This window comes from Buttiauxella sp. S19-1, from assembly GCF_022134725.1.
Lineage (GTDB): Bacteria > Pseudomonadota > Gammaproteobacteria > Enterobacterales > Enterobacteriaceae > Buttiauxella > Buttiauxella ferragutiae.
The window spans coordinates 1-18,331 of the sequence record NZ_JAHWLU010000100.1 but is presented as its reverse complement, the minus strand read 5'-3'; the positions used below and the strand labels follow the sequence as shown (position 1 = coordinate 18,331).

Below are 18,331 nucleotides of genomic sequence, written 5' to 3'. Positions count from 1 at the left end.
AGAAGTGAAACGCCGTAGCGCCGATGGTAGTGTGGGGTCTCCCCATGCGAGAGTAGGGAACTGCCAGGCTCCAATTAAGCAAAAAGCCCTGTACTGACGTACAGGGCTTTTTGCTGTCTGCGATTTATGCAATTTCCTCGTTATTTAAGCGATACAGACCACAGAAAACGCCTTTTACAGCCACAAAAAACCGATCCGGTACATACTTATGGTTGAAAAACCACCAAAGGCGCAATGCCTGGCAGGCTAACTTATGGCTAAGAATACTATCTGTATTTGGTACGATCATGATGCGGAAGCCGCTGCTCATTTTTATGCTGCGACCTTTCCAGACAGCAGCGTGGGTGCCGTCATCCCAGCGCCTGGCGACTATCCGGATGGCAAAGCTGGAGACACAATAGTTGTCGAGTTTGTGGTTGCGGGTGTGTCATGCATCGGCCTCAACGGCGGGCCGCATTTCAAACATAGTGAAGCCTTCTCCTTTCAGATATCCACCGAAGATCAGGCCGAAACGGACCGCTACTGGAATGCTATAGTCGGTAACGGCGGCCAGGAAAGCGAATGCGGTTGGTGCAAAGATAAATGGGGTGTTAGCTGGCAAATTACCCCGCGGGTACTAACCGAAGCCCTCGCCATGGGTGGGGATATCGCCAGCCGTGCATTTGGGGCGATGATGTCGATGAAGAAAATAGACGTTGCAGCTATTGAAGCGGCGATACGTGGTTGACGAACTGAACACACTGGACCTGAAGCCAGTGCGTTCCCATTCATCATAAAACGGCAAAGCCCTTGTGGCTCTAAATCTCTCGCAACAATCGAGCTGGGTTCCCTGCATAAATCCCCGGCTTAACAATATCCTTCGTCACCACACTTCCGGCACCGATCACCGCACCGCTACAGATATGTTCAGTCAGGATCGTACTACCGCTGCCGATAATCACATTATTGCCCAGCTGAATACTGACCCAGCTTTCAGGATCTGGGTTGAGCCTTCCGGAGCGGAAAAGGTCGTTGGCGAACGTTACGTTATGACCGATGAAGCAGTTTTTGCCCGTTATCACTTTCTCGCAAAGGAATGAATGTGACTGGATGCGTGTGCCCGCACCAATAATACAGTGCCTTTGAATCTCGACAAAAGGGCCGACAAATACACCATCGTGCAGGGTACATTCGTAGAGATTTGCCGGTTCGCATACTGTGACATCATCGCTGGCTGTCACATCTCTGATGCTGCTTTTTAATATTTTCATTCTTTCTCCGGGCTGCTGAAAGGTCGTATCAATTTGTCCGTTTTGTGAGCAGCTTCAAGCCTTCGAGTGTTATTCCTTTTTCTGGTAAAAGTACGCACGTTTAGCTCAAAAAACATTCAAAAACTGGCGAATACTGAGACCAGATAAAGCATATGGCCTTTCACCAGAAATGAGCTAACCAGAGGAATATGCTGATGAAAAGAGACCTACAGGCAGTAAACAATTTCGATTTTCTGGCACGTAGTTTTGCTCGTATGTATGCACTTGGGCAAGTGGTTGATATTCAGGCTGTAACCGGCAACATGAGCACCGATCAGCAGGCCTGGTTTCGGAAGCGTTACGAGCAATATTGCCAGCAAGCGACTCGGGCTCGCGAGCTTGAGTTGGAACATTAATCCCAGCGGGCCATCGGGCCCGTTTCTTTTTCAGAACGCGTTTTACTCTATTCCCACTTCCCAACTATCCTTCCCCAAAATTAATCTAAAAATATAAAAGCATTAGCGATAATTTTTAATTCTTTTATCTAATCCTCGCCATTGGAAATACTGCTCCTAACCCCGATACAGGAGCACTCATCATGGTAACAAAACGACATTCTCTCTGGCTGGCCGCTCTGGCCCTTATTGCAGCACCGGCATTCGCAGTGGATGTCACCGTCGCGTACCAAACATCTGCTGAACCCGCCAAAGTCGCGCAGGCCGATAACGCTTTCGCCAAAGATAGTGGCGCAAAAGTGGAATGGCGCAAGTTCGATAGTGGCGCGAGTGTAGTACGTGCGCTGGCGTCTGGCGATGTGCAGATTGGCAATATCGGCTCAAGCCCGCTTGCGGTGGCCGCTAGCCAAAAAGTGCCAATCGAAGTGTTCCTGCTGGCCTCGCAACTGGGTAACTCTGAAGCGCTGGTCGTGAAGAAGGGCATCACCAGCCCGAAAGATCTGATTGGCAAACGCATTGCCGTGCCGTTTATCTCCACTACACATTACAGCCTGCTTGCAGCTCTGAAACACTGGGGTATCAAACCGGGTCAGGTTGAAGTCCTTAACCTTCAGCCTCCGGCGATTATTGCCGCCTGGCAGCGCGGTGATATCGACGGGGCTTATGTCTGGGCACCAGCGGTCAACGAGCTGGAAAAAGAGGGCACCGTGCTGACCGATTCCGCGCAAGTGGGTAAATGGGGTGCACCAACGCTGGATGTCTGGGTGGTGCGTAAAGACTTTGCTAAGGCCCATCCTGAAGTTGTTGAAGCCTTTGCCAAAAGCGCTCTCGCCGCGCAGAAAAGTTATATCGATAATCCCGATGAATGGCTGAAACAGCCAGATAACCTCAGCAAACTTTCGCGCCTGAGCGGTGTGCCCGAAAGCGATGTTCCGGTGCTGGTTAAAGGCAATACCTATCTCACCGCCAGCCAGCAAACTGAGCAACTCAGCGGCCCGGTAAACAAGGCGATTGTCGACACCGCTCAGTTCCTCAAAGCGCAGGGCAAAGTCCCGGCGGTAGAGACGGATTACAGCCAGTTTGTCACCGACCGCTTCGTGAAAACACTGGCGCAGTAAGGAGTTAGCCATGTTACAGGTTTCGCATTTAAGCGCAGATTTCGATGGTAAAACCGTTCTCAACGATATCAATCTGACCGTGGATGAAGGTGAGTTACTGGTGGTTCTCGGCCCATCCGGCTGCGGGAAAACTACGCTGCTGAACCTGATAGCTGGCTTTGTTCCTTATCACTCCGGCAGCATCACGCTTGCGGGTAAGCAGGTTACCGGACCAGGCGCTGAGCGCGGTGTAGTGTTTCAGCATGAAGGTCTGCTGCCGTGGCGAACCGTGCTGGATAACGTCGCGTTCGGCCTGCAACTTGCCGGGCAACCAAAGCCAGAGCGCGAGGAAATCGCGAACGATATGCTGCGCAAAGTCGGGCTGGAAGATAAGGCGAAGCGCGCCATCTGGCAGCTTTCAGGCGGGCAGCGCCAGCGTGTGGGAATTGCTCGCGCACTGGCCACGCGTCCGCAACTGTTACTGCTCGATGAACCTTTTGGCGCGCTGGATGCATTTACTCGCGAGCAAATGCAAACCCTGCTGTTAAAGCTATGGCACGAAAGTCGCCGCCAGGTGTTGTTGATTACGCATGACATTGAAGAAGCGGTTTTCCTGGCGACCGAACTCGTGTTGCTTTCACCAGGACCGGGGCGCGTGTTGGAGCGTTTACCGCTCGATTTTGGCCGCAGGTTTGCTGAAGGTGAACCGTGCCGAAACATCAAATCCGACCCGGAATTTATCGCTAAGCGCGAGTACGTGCTGAGCCGGGTGTTTGAACAACGCGAGGGTTTTTTATGAGCATCGTTATTCAGGATAAAGCCCGTCGCAAACGGCTGGCGGTGCGCTGGCCATTCTCGCGCCAGATAACGCTCAGCCTCACAACGGTGACGGCAATCATTTTGCTGTGGTGGTGGGTGGCGGCACAGCTTTGGATAAGCCCGCTATTTTTGCCACCGCCAGGCCAGGTATTGATGAAGCTGATTAGCATCGCCGGGCCACAAGGATTTATGGATGCCACACTTTGGCAGCATCTCGCCGCCAGCCTGTTACGCATTCTCACGGCACTTTTGGCTGCGGTGCTGATTGGCATTCCGGTCGGTATTGCTATGGGGCTTAGCCCAACGGTGCGCGGCATTCTCGATCCGTTGATTGAGCTGTATCGCCCGGTGCCGCCGCTGGCTTATTTACCACTGATGGTGATTTGGTTCGGCATCGGTGAAACCTCAAAGATCTTGCTGATTTATCTGGCGATATTCGCCCCTGTTGCGATGTCGACGATGGCTGGCGTACGCGGTGCGAAACAGGTGCGCATTCGTGCTGCCGAGGCTTTGGGGGCATCACGCCTTCAGGTGGTATGGCATGTGATTTTACCCGGTGCGCTGCCGGAAATCCTCACCGGCTTTCGTATCGGGCTTGGCGTTGGCTGGTCAACGCTGGTTGCCGCGGAGCTTATCGCCGCCACGCGTGGATTAGGTTTTATGGTGCAGTCAGCCGGTGAGTTTTTGGCAACCGACGTGGTGCTGGCGGGGATCGGCGTGATTGCAGTTATTGCATTTTGTTTAGAGCTGGGTTTACGCGCCTTGCAGCGCCGCTTAACCCCATGGCATGGAGAAGGGCAATGAGTGAAAAAGTGAATGTTGTGCCGTTGGGGCCGTACATTGGTGCGCAGGTCAGTGGCGTAACTCTAAGCCGGGGTTTGACCGATAACCAGTTTGAGCAGCTTTATCACGCACTGATCCGCCATCAGGTGTTGTTCCTGCGCGACCAGCCGATTACCCCTGCACAACAGCGAGCGCTGGCGCAGCGGTTTGGCGACCTGCATATCCACCCGGTTTACCCGCATGCGGAAGGGGTGGAAGAGATTATTGTGCTGGATACGCATAACGATAATCCGCCGGATAACGACAACTGGCACACCGACGTGACCTTTATTGAAACGCCGCCTGCCGGGGCGGTTCTGGCGGCAAAGCTTATTCCTGAAACGGGTGGTGACACCTTGTGGACCAGCGGTATTGCGGCGTACGAGGCGCTTTCAGAACCGTTTAAGCGTTTATTGTCTGGACTGCGGGCAGAGCATGACTTCAGGAAGTCATTCCCGGAATATAAACATTTGAGAAGCGAAGAGGAACATCAGCGCTGGCGCGAAGCGGTCGTTAAAAATCCCCCGTTGCTGCATCCGGTGATTCGCACCCATCCGGTCAGCGGCAAGCAGGCATTGTTTGTTAATGAGGGGTTTACGACGCGAATTGTCGATATCTCGCAAAAAGAAAGCGATGCACTGCTCGCATTCCTGTTCGCGCATATTACAAAACCGGAGTTCCAGGTGCGCTGGCGTTGGCAGGAAAACGACATTGCTCTCTGGGATAACCGCGTCACACAGCATTATGCTAACGCGGATTATCTGCCAGCGCGGCGCATTATGCACCGTGCGACGGTTCTGGGGGACAAACCTTTCTGGCGGGGTTAATGGGTTGCAGTGATTTGTCGGCTTGTAGGTCGGATAAGCGCTAGCGCCATCCGACACAATTACTTCACCCGCACTTTTGCCGCTACCAATAGCGCAGTCAGTAGCATCAAACTGCCAGATAACACCAGCGGCGAGAATATGCCGAGGTTATCAAGCGCGAGCCCGCCAATTGCTGCGCCGCAGGTGTTGGCCAACTGGATCACTGCGACCTGAATAGATCCCGCTTTTTCAGCTTGATCCGCCAGTGATCGGGTGATCCACGTGGACCATCCCACCGGAATAAGCGCGAAGGCAAAGCCCCAAATTATGGCGATCGCCGAGGCAACAATCTTATCCGATCCCCACAACACCAGTGTTAAGGCGCTAAGCGCCAGTATCAGCGGGGCGCAGGTCAGCGCCAGCTTGAGCGAGCGCTTCAGGAAAACGGCAGAAAGCGAAGTCCCGACAAAACTGGCGATCCCGAAGCTCAGTAGCACCAGTGTCAGGCCGTCGACGTCGAATCCGGCTAGCGTCATATAAACCGGGCGAATATAAGTGAAGAAGGCAAACTGCCCGGCGAAGGCGGTAAAAATCGCAGCCATCCCAGCCAAAACGCCAGGGCGTTTAAGCAGGACAAACATGTTTTGCTTGTGCTGGGTTGATTCACCCGGTAGCGATGGTAGCGCTTTCCACACCCAAATAATGCACACCACGCCCATCAGCGCCGCGCCATTAAAGACGTTGCGCCAGCCAATAATCCCACCTAAAAAACTGCCTAACGGCGCGGCAATCACTAGTGCGATAGACACTGCGCCAAAGATAACCGACAACGCTTTTGGCACCGTTCGAGCCGGGACCAGGCGCATGGTTAATGAAGCGGACATCGCCCAGAAACCACCCAGCGCAACGCCCAGACAGGCTCGGCCCATCAGCAGCATCGTAAAGTTGCTCGCAAAGGAAACCAGCAGGCAGGAGAGAGTAAGCAGAATGGCAAACAGGAACACTACGTAGCGGCGATCGGTTGAGCGGATAATACTGGTCACAAACAGGCTTGCGAACATGGCGACGAAGGCAGTAACGGTAACGGACTGCCCCGCGACACCTTCAGAAATGCCTAATTCCTGCGCCATCGGCGTCAGCAAACTGACCGGTAAAAACTCCACGGTGATCAGGCATGCGACGCAGAATGCCACGGCAAATACCGCCGACCAATTAGGCCGCGCGACGACCCTCGGTTCGATTGTTCCTTCAATATGCTCACTCATTTCGTCACCTGGCGTCGTTACTGCGATAAAGCCGCGTAGTGTAACACCATTAGTGTGACGAACTTAACATTTTGGCAACTTGATCGAGGGTTCTAGAAATCGAGCTCAAGTGCGAAACAGAGGTAGGCCATCAATGGTGCGCAATGCTGAAACTGTTCGGCACAAAAGCTGATGGCACCAGGCTTACACAACTCTTCGAAATCGATATTTTTGACGGCGATAAAATCTTTGCGCTTCAATTCTGTTAGCAGGGGATGCGTCTTATCAAAACCCTTTGGCGGGCGACTTAAGCTATCGCCATCCATGATAAATCCCTGGTTTTGCAAGGTCTGCAACGCCTTCCGATAAGCATTTGGATTTTCATCTATACACATGCGAATGGCATTCAGGGCTTTAGATTCTGGGTGCCAAATCCCGGCCGCAATAAAACAACCTTCCGGGGCAATATGAACATAGAGCCCAGGAGCATGGACATCTTTCCCCTGGAAATGACGAAATTGAATGCCGACATTGGTTTTATAAGGCGTTTTGTCTTTGCTAAAACGACTGTCGCGCTGAGGGCGCATCAGACTACCCCCCACTTTTTTCGGCACGGCGGTCAGTTTGGACGATATGGCCAGAATGCCAGGCTGCATCTGTTCGATAAAACGTAGAGCAGGGCTTCTGACGTTATTTTCGTATTCATCCTGATGGTCTTTAAACCAATCGCGTGAATTGTTTTGTGCGAGCTTATTCAGGAATTGCAGGCTTTCTGGGCTAAACGGTGCTTTTGACGATACCGGAGCGCTTGGGGTTTTAGGTGTTTGAGTCGCCATTATCGATGAACCCTTATAAATACTTATAGAGCGGGCGCCGGCGGTAGTGATCTTAACGGAATATGAGACAAATCATCGACGCCAGCCAAGAGGTTGTTAAAGAGGGTAGCAAGTCTGTCAGCTTAGGGCGAGGCCACCAGCCGTTTATTGGGCTGGTGGGTTTAATCAAAGCACTGGAAACCGAACATTATCTAAACTGGATGAGCTAGACGGTGACTTTGCGGCGGGGCTCGCTGGTGCGTTGCTGCGTTTGCCACTTGTCTGCCAGACCGACCTGAGCATTGGACGGCGCAAGCATCGAATGACCACGAATCAGATCAGCCGCGCGCTCTGCCAGCATGATAGTCGGCGCATTCAGGTTGCCGTTAGGTTCTGTTGGGAATACGGATGAATCAATTACGCGTAGCCCTTGTAGGCCGTGCACGCGCAATTCAGAATCGACGACAGCCAAATCGTCCTCACCCATCCGGCAAGAACCACATGGATGCATTGTACTTTCCATGTTGGCACGCACAAAAGCATCAATTTCTTCGTCAGTTTTCACGTTCGGGCCGGGGGCAAGTTCCACGCCACGAAATTTGTCCATGGCAGGCTGACCGATAATCTCGCGTGTCAGGCGCACGCAACGGCGAAAACCTTCACGGTCCTCTTCCCGCTCCAAATAGTTAAAACGGATTTCAGGATGTTCATACGGATTGGCAGATCGCACCCGTACATAACCACGACTTTTCGGCTTATTTGGCCCTGTCAGTACCATGAAACCGTGTCCCTTGAACGGCTTGTCACCGTCGTAACGCATCGCCGCGGGTAAAAAATGGAACTGGATATCTGGCCATTGCAATCCTTTCTCTGAGCGGATGAAACCACCCGCCTCAAAATGGTTGCTCGCACCCAGACCATCTTTGAAGAGTAACCAGCGCAACCCAATCAGTGCCTTAGGGAGCAACCCCATTTTGCTGTTAAGAGAAACGGGTTCCTTACATTCAAATTGAATGTAAATCTCAGAGTGATCTTGTAAGTTTTCCCCAACACCGGGTAGGTCGTGTTTCACTTCAATACCGGCTTGACGCAATACTTCGGCTGGGCCGATGCCTGAACGCTGCAAGAGATGGGGGGAACCGATCGGACCTGAAGAAACCAACACCTCACGGGTGCAGCGCACGGTGTGTATTTCCCCGCCGTGTTCATATTCGACGCCCACCACACGCTTACCTTCCAGTACTAGTTTACGCGTCATTGCATTGGTGATGACGGTCAGGTTGGGTCGTTCCATGGCAGGACGTAAATAGGCATTAGCGGTGGACCATCGCACACCATTCTTGACCGTCATATGCATTGCGCCAAAGCCTTCCTGCATGTAACCGTTGGTATCGTCGGTCTTTATGTAGCCCGCCTGTGTACCAGCCTCTACCCAGGCCCCATAAAGTGGGTTTTGCATATTGTTGCCGTTGTTAGTGCTGAGCGGGCCTTCTGAACCGCGGTAGTCGTCGCCACCAAACTTGAAATTCTCTGCTTTGCGAAAATAGGGCAGGCAGTTGCGATAACCCCAATTTTTGGCACCTAACGACTCCCATTCATCAAAGTCGCACGCATGGCCACGGATGTAGACCAGGCCATTGATGGACGACGAACCGCCAAGCACTTTTCCACGTGGGCAGTGCAGGCGACGCCCATCCAGATGTGGCTCGGGTTCCGTTTCGTAGTGCCAGTTATATTTTTTAGTGTTCATCGGTATTGAGAACGCGCTGGGCATCTGGATGATAATGCTTTTATCGCTGCCGCCGAACTCAATCACCAGCACACTTACACTTGAATCTTCGGTCAGACGATTTGCCAGCACGCAACCCGCTGATCCGGCACCCACGATGATATAGTCAAATTGTTTGGTAGACATATTGCTCTTGCTCCATTCATGTTCTGGACAACAACCTCAGACGCGTCATTTATTCCCGGTGGTGTACTCCGGCATATTGATTTCGATTTGCGCGATCACCGCTTCTTCGTGATGTAGGTTCAGCGAACGACAAGACAGGTAGTAGACGATGCTGGATACGATAAGCCCCACCAGCCAGGCCAGATCAACGCTACCCATTGCACGTGCTATCGGGCCGACATACACCTCGCGACTCCCTTCAAAGATGCAGAAGAATGGGACCATCGCCATGAAACCCACCATGTAGGAGAGCAAACCACGAGCTCCCCAGCGGCCATAGAGGTTGCCGTGTGGCAAGAAGAAGTGTGGGATGGCATAGCGTCCTTTGCGCACAAAGAAATAGTCTGTGAGGTTGACTGCTGTCCATGGCACAAGGAAGTACAACATCACAACCAGATAGATGTTGAGCACCGACAAGCCAGAGCCGGAGTTGTAGATACTCATTGCTACACCCAATTGTAGGAACACGACTAAGAAGATCGCCACAATGCGGGTTTTGGCAGTCGGTTCAATCTTCCTGAAGGAATCCACACTGGTTATGGCCGTGAGTTTGGCGCTGTAAATGTTCATCGCAATAACAGGCAGGAAGGCCAGAATGGTGATAGCCACCATAAAGGTACCCAGATGTGGAGCAAAGCCGGTGCCAACAGTATTGAGTGCCACCAGTACATCAGTCGCATGCAGATGGGCAGCCAACCAGCCACCTACTGAGATCATCCAGGCACCTGATAGCGATGCGCCCAGAAATACCGCCGTGATAAGCTTGCTGCTTGAGGTATTTTTAGGCAGATAGCGCGAATAGTCGGACACATACGGCGCGTAGGCTATGTTGTAACTGGCGGCGGCAGCAAACTGTGCAATAAATCCTGTCCAGTTGAAGCCCAGCGGTGCTTCCTGCACCGCCCCTTCAACTACTGGAGCATCATGAACCCAGCCCATCAGCACCGCCAGAGTGACCAGTCCATACAAAGGCAACGATAGATACAGCGACCATTTGAAGGTTTTGTGCATCCAGTCGTGGCCGAGTATGGCCAGAATGGTAGCGGGAACAGTCACTGCCAGCGCAACCTGCAAAGGATCCCAACTGAACAGTGTTTTCAGCCCCTGCATCATCAGCACCAGGTTGACGATATTAAAGCCCGCGAACACAAACAGTGTCGCTATCAAGACCAGCACCACGCCACGATAACCAAATTGTGCGCGTGACTGGATCATCTGTGGTAGCCCCAGGTGTGGCCCTTGTGAGCCATGGAAAGCCATAAACAACGTACCGAACATGATGCCCAGAGTGCCAGCAATCGTGGTCCACAGTGCATCAAGACCGACACTCGGACCAACAAAGCCAATAGTCATAGTGAAGAAGGTAAAGTTGCCGACGAACCAGAATGGCCCCTGGCTTGAGAGTTTATCGGTACGCTCTTGTTCTGGTACAAAATCGATCGAGCGTCCTTCAATAGGGCTTTGATCGTTGCTGGTGGCTTTCACTGCTGTTGATTCTGTTTGCATAAAATACCCCGTACTCGATAAGGGTGAAGCAATAAGAATTCATTAAGCCAGGTAGTAACCGGCTCACTAGTTCAGTGTGTTGTGCGCTATCTGGCCACTTCCGAACAGCAGCGGCTTGCTTCGGAAGTGGCTGGCGAGTCGGACTATGAAGGCAAGGTGATCCACACCGTTTTGGTTTCCATCAGGTGGTCAAGCTGCTCAGGGCCCAGATCTTTACCAAAACCAGAATCTTTGAAACCACCGAATGGCAGTGCCGGGTCGATGGTGCTGTGCGCATTGACATACACCGAGCCGGCATGTAGCTGGGGAATTAGCGTGTGTACGCGGGCCAGGTCGTTTGAATAAATAGCGGCAGCCAGGCCAAACGGTGAATCGTTGGCGAGCTCAATTGCCTCTTCGACTGTATCGAACGGGGCGGTCACTAGCACCGGGCCGAAGATCTCTTCCTGTACGATACGCATATCGTTGCGGCAGTGAGCAAAGATGGTTGGCTCAACGAAGAAACCCTCTTCTTGCTGAGGACGACCACCGTAGTAAAGTGTCGCACCTTCGCGCACGCCAGCATCAATGTAAGACAGTACCGAGTCCTTCTGCCTGGCCGATACTAGTGGGCTGATGAAACACTCCCGATCCAGACCTGGCGCAATCTTCAGCGTCGAGGTGTAGTCGGCAAGTGCCGTCAAAAAGCGATCGTAGATACTGCGGTGAATATAGGCTCGGGTACCGGCATCGCACACTTGGCCAGAGTTAAAGAACACACCGTTGGCGACCGCCTGAGCTGCGGCGGGGATATCGGCATCTTCTAGTACCAGAACGGGAGATTTGCCTCCCAATTCAAGGGTGACACGCTTGATGTTCTCGACGGCGGTATGCCCGACTTCACGACCAACAGGGGTGGAGCCGGTAAAGGTTACCTTGTCGATCCCCGGGTGGCTGGCCATGGCTGCGCCAATCACATGGCCATGCCCGGTGATGATATTGATAACGCCGTCAGGAATACCAGCTTCCTGTACTAATTCAGCAAAGCGCAGCGTCGACAATGATGTTAGTTCAGCGGGTTTAATCACGGCCGTACAGCCTACCGCTAGTGCGGCCGCCAGTTTCCATGCCATGGTTTGCAGTGGGAAGTTCCATGGCACAATAGCGGCAACGACACCGATCGGTTCTTTGCGGGTATATGCCAGATAATTGCCCGGCAGGGATGGCTCGACAGTGCGACCATGCAGCTTAGAGGCCCAGCCAGCGAAATAGCGGAAGGTGTCGATGGTGCCCTGGATATCGACGTCACGCGCTTGCGATACCGATTTCCCCATATCAATTGATTCGATCTCAGCCAGTTCATCGGCGTTGGCTTCTATCAGGTCGGCCAGGCGGTGCATCAGGCGCTCGCGTTCCAGTGGCTTCAGGCGACGCCATTCACCGTGGTCAAACTGGTAGCGGGCCGCAGCTACTGCTCGGTCCAGGTCAGTGGTCGTTGCGAGCGGAATCGACGTCAACTGGCCCTGGGTGGACGGCTCAGTGACGGCACTGACTTCTCCTTCGCTACCGTCAACCCACTGGCCACCGATAAACATTTTCTGCGGTTTGGCCAAAAAGCGTCGCGTTGCCTCGGAAATACCGTATTGGTCGAGATAGTGTTTTACTGTTGCATCCATTTGATCATCCTCTCTTTATAGTTCTCAGCGAGACATCGCCTGCTTACGCTCGTAGAAAATGAAACCAATGCTGTTCATCAGCAGTTGGGCGGCCAGAATTGAGGTCACACCAGTGGGATCGTAGGCAGGGGCTACTTCGACCAAATCCATCCCGATAATGTTTCCACCGCTGCGTTTGGCCAATGCCTGAATGATTTCCAGGACCTCGTAGTACTGGAATCCGCCGTGGCTTGGCGTACCGGTACCTGGTGCAATAGAGGGGTCGAAACCGTCGATATCGATAGTGAGATAGTAGTTACAACCCTCAGGTATTTGCGCTAGTACAGCCTCAGTGCCTAAACGGCGCACGTCACGCACTGACAGGATGTTCGAACCTGCTGCGCGGGCTGCGTCGTAGTCGCTGCGGTTGGATGAGGAGACATTCCTGATGCCAAGCTGTGTCATGCCGACGATATGGTCCATTTCTGATGCACGGCGTAGTGGGCTGCCATGGCCATAGCGCACGCCGTGACGTTCATCGACAAAGTCGAGGTGGGCGTCAAAGTGAACGATGTGAATCGGTCCTCGTCCTGCATATGCCTTGATGACAGGTGCGTGAATCGAATGGTCACCCCCCAGCACCACCGGCATGGCGCCGGAGGCAAGAATTTTTCGTACTGCAAGCTCGATGTTTGCGTTACTACTGACCATGTCGGTATGCACGATGTCAGCATCACCCACATCGACCATGCGTACCTGATCTTGTGTCAGGTAGAGCGCATCATCTTCATGGTCATAAGCACCGGCATGACCAAATGAAAACAAAGTAGATGCCTCGCGAATACCGCGTGGCCCAAAACGGGATCCTGCGCGCCATTGGGTCCCCATATCATTTGGGGCTCCAAGAATCGCCACGTCGGCATCAATCTCTTCCCAGTTGAGGCATACCGGCGATTTGGCAAAAGTACAATGCCCGACAAACGGTAAGTTTAATCGTCCAGTCTCATAGTTATTGTTCCCCATTTTCTCTCCCCATCTGTGGATTTTCTGATGAACGGCAGGCACTTGTTTATTTGCCTTAACAATGACTATGGTCAACAATTTGCAGTATAAAAATAGAAAACATCAGATGTTCATATCGGCATTTCCGAAGCAATGCGTAAGAGGAAAGAGAAGTGAATCAACTGCACAATATTGACCTAAAGCTACTGAGAATTTTCATGACAATTGTGAAATGCAATGGCTTTTCGGCCGCTCAGGCAGCCCTGAATGTCAGTCAGTCCACTATTAGTGAACAGATGACCAGCCTTGAGACACGGCTTGGTGTCAAATTGTGTGAACGGGGACGAAGTGGCTTTCGGCTTACTGAACATGGCGCGGCGACTTACGAGGCAGCACAACGCTTGTTATTGGCAGTAGACACCTTTTGTATGGATACCTCAGCGCTCAAGCGACATATATCGGGCAGACTTTATGTGGGCATCATCGACAATACCGTTACCGATAGTGGCAGCGTTCTGTCACGCACTTTGCGACAGTTCGTATCGCTTGGGCATGATGTGCAACTGGATATCTACATTGGTACACCAGCCGAGTTGGAGGAACGCGTATTGGATGGACGACTGCACGTCGCCATAGGACATTTTCCATTCGAGGTGGCGGGGTTGGCCTATACGCAGGTATACGATGAGGAGGATGGCTTGTACTGCAGTTGCTACCATCCGCTTTTCAATAACCAGGCAGAGGGTGATGGCCTGATTGCAGCGGTCCGTGATAGTCAAATTGTGGCGCGTGGCTTCCTGCAACAACGCGATCTGCAATTGCTCAAATCAGGTAGTGCAGCGGCGACTGTAGACAATGTTGAGGCGCAGGCCATTCTCATTTTGACCGGGGCTTACATCGGATTCCTTCCTATACATTACGCCCGCCAATGGGTTGATTCCGGTCATATGCGCCAGATTGTGCCGCAGCAATTTGGCTCTAAATGGCCGTTTTCTTCTGTCACAAAACGTACAGCAACACAACCGACGATTCTTCGTGTATTTATGGAATCGTTGATGAGTAATTGTAATCCCACTTTAGCCTGACAATGCTTTGTTGATTGGGTTGGTTTTGTTGAGAGTTATGTACAGAGACTACCAGCGGTCATCGGTTGTCGTACCTTAATAGCAAAGATTCGAATATCTGTTGATATGTTTGGTGGCCCTTACCGAGCAACGTGCTGCTAGTATTGATAAAGCGATCCCATTGACTACAGACCCGAGTGTTATAGAGGCTAATGCTTTGATGGCAACAGCGCTGGCGACACAAATTAAAGTCGTGAGTGAAATCATCAAAACCTATGACGAACGAATCGAAACGTTGTTTGACACATTGCCAGATGCGGGGCTGTTCAAATCACTTCCGGGCATGGGGCCGTGTATGGGCCCACGGATGCTTGCTGCACTGGGTGATAACCGTGACCGGTTTAACAGCGCTGAAGAAATTCAAAACTACGCTGGCATCGCACCAGTAACCGAGCGAAGCGGCCAAAAATCCTGGGTTCACTAGCGATGGCAATGTGCGAAGTTCGTCCGGCAGACATTCGTGGAATGGATTGTGAAGACGGTTAACTCGCCATATTGGGCCAGACTGTATTATCAGGGCCATCGAGAAAAGGGAAAATCTCATCAATCCGCGATACGGGCTCTGGCATTTAAATGGATAAGAATCATTTACCGCTGCTGGAAGACCAGAACTCGCTACGACGAAGCGAAATATTTGCAGTGCCATAAAGCTTGTTGAATGTCTCAGGGCGTGATGTGGCAATTGAGTAAAGTCATAAGATCCAGGTATTCGCACTGGATTGGAGTGTACTTGCCGTTCTGCAGATGTCTTGTAAGAGGGTTGCCCCATAGAACAAAGGCACCGGTGCTGGTGCCTTTCTTTTCATAACGCCTCTGTTATGACCCAATATTTCCCGCAAAATTTTAGGCGGTTCAGTTGGTTATTTCATGGCTAAGGATAAGGCTGGCTCCAGGCGATGCACTCCTTTTGGGGTGTAACCCAGTGAAAAACTTAAGTCACATAAATCGGCTAATATATAGATAATGCTTAGCCACATCTCTGTGCCTTGTAAACCAGTGTCCTGCTGCTGTGATAACTGGAATGCGAAACCTCGCCCAGGAACCCAGAATTTCAGGACTTCGTTGAGCATATTCTTTGCCCAATTGCAGATCTCCACACGCCGGTAGTCAGTTTGTTTAAGACAGAGCCATAAAGGATGAGCGACATCCAATACGTTGCATGCATTGAGAGTCTCCGCACTAAAGAACCGGAGATCCCTGCTGTGAACCAGCACGGTATCAATGCTTCGCTCCGGGTAAGGTAAGGGAATATTGAACTGAGCAAAGCTCCCTCGGGTTAGCCGATAAAAACCATTTACCGGCTGCAACCAACCTTCTTCAGTGGTGGGTAACCCCCACAGACCGGAGTTTATATCACAATGGATCGACAACCAGCCAAACAGATCATCGGGACGTTTTCCTGAGCCAAACATCTTTATGTTAAGGTAAAGACCTGTGGCATAGCAGTCAATCCAGTCCCCCCCACCCCAGGCATTGTTTTCCCATGGCAGATTATTCAACTGCTTAAACAAGGTTACTGAATCCATGTTCTCAATAACGGCTACTTGATGTAGCAACTCGGATCCGAGTGTTTCAAGCGCGTATCCTACAGCAAGAAGATGGTAACGGGAGAGAGAATCAGATAACTGTTCAGGCTGGTCATCCAAGCCTGGAGGCGAGTGCGGGTCGGGCAACAATCCGGTTTGGTCATCCTGGAATTGTTGTAATTTATTAATCAATTCCGCTTGTGTCCAACCTGGTGGCAAACTATTGAACATCGCTGCAATCTCCACAGCATCACAGTACGCTCTGATAGTCTGCTTGTGTCCAGGTCGGTCCAGAAACAGCTTCTGTTGCTCTGTTGTCTCGGAGTAAAACTCCAGCAGATGGATAAACTGCTCCTTCACCTGCTTGCCGAAGTCAGACAGTTTCTGCGACAACAACCCACATGGTTGCATATCTTCTATCTCTCTCATTGTCGAAAATTTAACTTGTGCATTAATGCCTGAGGATGCCATTTTGACGAAATCTCCGACCATACCGGTCATTTACGGCTACGAATGATCCTGGCCGGATTACCGCCGACAATACTGTAAGCAGGGATATCTTTGGTAACGATTGCTCCTGCAGCAACAATGCTGTGGGAACCGATTTTCACACCGTCCAGAATTACGGCATTGGCCCCAATCCATACATCGTCTCCAATAATGATCCCTTTGGTAGTCAAAGGCTGTTGGAAGATGGGTATATCAATGGATTCATATCCGTGATTAAACCCATAGATGCTCGCATGTGATGCAATCCTTACACCATTTCCCATGGTAATATCGCCTGACAGAATACTGTAGCTATTGAGAGAGCAGTCACTGCCCATGATGAGCCGTGCGCTGCGTACAATTGCCCCTCCTGCAATGTAACTCCGATCCCCCATTATCAGCTTATCCGGCAAAACAATCGCCAGAGGCGAGACATAACAAAGCTCACCGAAAGTACAGTCGTAATCGACGGAAAGCTGCTGTTGATGTACTGCTTGCTCCTTCTTTTCCTGGCTGTTGGGGCCAATCCAGGGCATATAATCTAGCGCCTTAAGCGGGCGGGATGTTGGTTCAGTCATCACTGTTTTCCTTAAAAAACCGTTCTTGATGACCTGAGTGTAGCAATGTAGTAATCACTGAGGTATGGCATAATAAACACGTTTGGCTTGTCAAAAACGCTTCAGGTAAATCAGAGTTACGTGGGAGGAAACCAATGGATAGTATTGTGCAGAATCTGACCATAGATATTCATTGGATCCACGATAAGATCACATTCCCTCAATGGAAGGATGTCCGCCAGAATATCAATGTACATAGTTTTTACTGGATTCAGGAAGGTCGAGGGATATTCCGTACGGACGAAGACCATCCAGTATCGCCGGGAATGATGTTCTATCTGCGGCCAGGTCTGTCGATGGAAATGCATTGCGGCAGTGAGGAGCCTTTGCGAATAAAGATGATCTTACTGTCTCTCTATACTTTATCACCCTCTGCCGTTAACCAGGGAACGGTAAAGCCACTGGAGGCTTTACCCCTCCAGTTCATACTGAAACCAGAAGGAGAAGCGGGTAAACGGCTTGGATATTTATTTCAGAGCATTGTTGCTGACTGGGTTCCTGGAAGTACCGGGAGCCAGTTGATGACCCAATCTCTTATCTATGAGCTCATATATGAATTGCTTCAGGCTCAGGTAAGTATCCACCCCGAGGGGAGACAAGGTTATACGCTATTTTTACAGATTAAGGATGATCTTGAACGTCGCTACAGTAAACCGCTATTGATAAGTGAATTAGCGGTACGTTACGGAATTTCTTCCTCATATTTACGAAGTATTTTTCAGCAGTATTTGCACAAAAGTCCCAAAGGCTATTTGAGTGAGATCCGCTATGAGCACGCTAAGAAGTTACTTCTATACACACAACTAAACCTGAAGGAGATAGCAACTGTCTGTGGCTACAGCGACGAATTTCACTTTAGCAAAAGCTTCAAAAAACATTGCGGGCAACCACCATCAGTACTGCGAATCCGGGATAACCCTGCTAAAACGGATCCGGACTAAACACCTCATAGTGGATGTTTGGGTCAAGTATCCAAAGCGTTGATGGCCGGTAGAATGCTTGCTTTTTTGGGGTACTTTGATCTTACCCAGCAATAGTGGACACGCGACTAAGTGAGTAAATTCTCAATCAGAGGTGATGTGATGGACGCCCCTTCCCAGCCTAAGTTCTGCCACACTTATGCTGAATGTCTATTCGCAGAGGAACAACATCATGAACTCGATAAAAGTTGTCGGGATCGATTTAGCTAAGT

At 51.2% G+C, this 18,331-nt stretch carries 17 protein-coding genes and 1 pseudogene; 9 read left to right on the top strand and 9 right to left on the bottom strand.

Annotation, left to right across the window (positions count from 1 at the left end; translation table 11 throughout):
* Positions 1 to 253 precede the first annotated feature (253 nt).
* On the top strand, positions 254 to 727 hold the full coding sequence (locus tag MES37_RS18665) for a VOC family protein (protein WP_237932329.1): 474 nt from the start codon (positions 254 to 256) through the stop codon (positions 725 to 727).
* Positions 728 to 797: 70 nt separating this feature from the next.
* Here the strand turns inward: MES37_RS18665 and MES37_RS18660 are convergent, their stop codons facing one another.
* The gene (locus tag MES37_RS18660) at positions 798 to 1,250 is read right to left on the bottom strand and encodes an acyltransferase (RefSeq protein WP_064540304.1); all 453 of its coding nucleotides are present in this window, start codon (positions 1,248 to 1,250) and stop codon (positions 798 to 800) included.
* 188 nt (positions 1,251 to 1,438) lie between these two features.
* On the opposite strand from MES37_RS18660, the gene glgS reads away from it, so the two are divergent.
* From glgS to tauD, 5 genes are all read left to right on the top strand, one after another.
* On the top strand, positions 1,439 to 1,645 hold the full coding sequence (glgS, locus tag MES37_RS18655; protein ID WP_121814397.1) for a cell surface composition regulator GlgS: 207 nt from the start codon (positions 1,439 to 1,441) through the stop codon (positions 1,643 to 1,645).
* Positions 1,646 to 1,827: 182 nt separating this feature from the next.
* Entirely contained in the window at positions 1,828 to 2,802 is a 975-nt protein-coding gene (tauA, locus tag MES37_RS18650; RefSeq protein ID WP_064540298.1) for a taurine ABC transporter substrate-binding protein, read from the top strand.
* 10 nt (positions 2,803 to 2,812) lie between these two features.
* Positions 2,813 to 3,580, top strand: a complete 768-nt coding sequence (tauB, locus tag MES37_RS18645; protein WP_237932327.1) for a taurine ABC transporter ATP-binding subunit — start codon at positions 2,813 to 2,815, stop codon at positions 3,578 to 3,580.
* Positions 3,577 to 4,404, top strand: a complete 828-nt coding sequence (tauC, locus tag MES37_RS18640) for a taurine ABC transporter permease TauC (RefSeq protein WP_121814394.1) — start codon at positions 3,577 to 3,579, stop codon at positions 4,402 to 4,404. Before tauB ends, tauC begins: the two co-directional genes overlap by 4 nt.
* Entirely contained in the window at positions 4,401 to 5,249 is an 849-nt protein-coding gene (tauD, locus tag MES37_RS18635; RefSeq protein WP_237932325.1) for a taurine dioxygenase, read from the top strand. Before tauC ends, tauD begins: the two co-directional genes overlap by 4 nt.
* A 59-nt stretch (positions 5,250 to 5,308) precedes the next feature.
* Here the strand turns inward: tauD and nepI are convergent, their stop codons facing one another.
* The 6 genes from nepI to speB all read right to left on the bottom strand — a co-directional run bounded on the left by nepI (position 5,309) and on the right by speB (position 13,404).
* Positions 5,309 to 6,493, bottom strand: a complete 1,185-nt coding sequence (gene nepI / locus MES37_RS18630; protein ID WP_237932323.1) for a purine ribonucleoside efflux pump NepI — start codon at positions 6,491 to 6,493, stop codon at positions 5,309 to 5,311.
* 92 nt (positions 6,494 to 6,585) lie between these two features.
* Positions 6,586 to 7,308 (bottom strand): DUF2461 domain-containing protein, encoded by a 723-nt coding sequence (locus MES37_RS18625; protein ID WP_121814391.1) that lies wholly within the window; start codon positions 7,306 to 7,308, stop codon positions 6,586 to 6,588.
* A gap of 205 nt (positions 7,309 to 7,513) precedes the next feature.
* Positions 7,514 to 9,202, bottom strand: coding sequence for a choline dehydrogenase (gene betA / locus MES37_RS18620; RefSeq protein WP_232886553.1), 1,689 nt, complete (start codon positions 9,200 to 9,202; stop codon positions 7,514 to 7,516).
* A 45-nt stretch (positions 9,203 to 9,247) separates the two neighbouring features.
* Positions 9,248 to 10,747, bottom strand: a complete 1,500-nt coding sequence (locus tag MES37_RS18615) for a purine-cytosine permease family protein (protein ID WP_064540280.1) — start codon at positions 10,745 to 10,747, stop codon at positions 9,248 to 9,250.
* A 143-nt stretch (positions 10,748 to 10,890) separates the two neighbouring features.
* Positions 10,891 to 12,402 carry an aldehyde dehydrogenase family protein gene (locus MES37_RS18610; RefSeq protein ID WP_237932321.1) on the bottom strand — a complete coding sequence of 504 codons (1,512 nt, stop codon included), beginning with the start codon at positions 12,400 to 12,402 and terminating at the stop codon, positions 10,891 to 10,893.
* Between the two features lie 24 nt (positions 12,403 to 12,426).
* Positions 12,427 to 13,404, bottom strand: a complete 978-nt coding sequence (speB, locus tag MES37_RS18605) for an agmatinase (RefSeq protein ID WP_237932320.1) — start codon at positions 13,402 to 13,404, stop codon at positions 12,427 to 12,429.
* Between the two features lie 152 nt (positions 13,405 to 13,556).
* Between speB and MES37_RS18600 the strand changes: the two genes are divergently transcribed.
* On the top strand, positions 13,557 to 14,468 hold the full coding sequence (locus MES37_RS18600; RefSeq protein WP_237932318.1) for a LysR family transcriptional regulator: 912 nt from the start codon (positions 13,557 to 13,559) through the stop codon (positions 14,466 to 14,468).
* Positions 14,469 to 14,583: 115 nt separating this feature from the next.
* Positions 14,584 to 15,165: pseudogene (locus MES37_RS18595) on the top strand (transposase); the annotation flags it as partial.
* A 202-nt stretch (positions 15,166 to 15,367) separates the two neighbouring features.
* Here the strand turns inward: MES37_RS18595 and MES37_RS18590 are convergent.
* Complete coding sequence (locus MES37_RS18590; protein ID WP_064540272.1) at positions 15,368 to 16,534, bottom strand: hypothetical protein; 1,167 nt, start codon at positions 16,532 to 16,534, stop codon at positions 15,368 to 15,370.
* Positions 16,531 to 17,100 carry an acyltransferase gene (locus tag MES37_RS18585; protein ID WP_237932316.1) on the bottom strand — a complete coding sequence of 190 codons (570 nt, stop codon included), beginning with the start codon at positions 17,098 to 17,100 and terminating at the stop codon, positions 16,531 to 16,533. Before MES37_RS18585 ends, MES37_RS18590 begins: the two co-directional genes overlap by 4 nt.
* A gap of 134 nt (positions 17,101 to 17,234) precedes the next feature.
* Between MES37_RS18585 and MES37_RS18580 the strand changes: the two genes are divergently transcribed.
* Entirely contained in the window at positions 17,235 to 18,080 is an 846-nt protein-coding gene (locus MES37_RS18580) for a helix-turn-helix transcriptional regulator (RefSeq protein WP_232886556.1), read from the top strand.
* Positions 18,081 to 18,331: the final 251 nt, after the last annotated feature.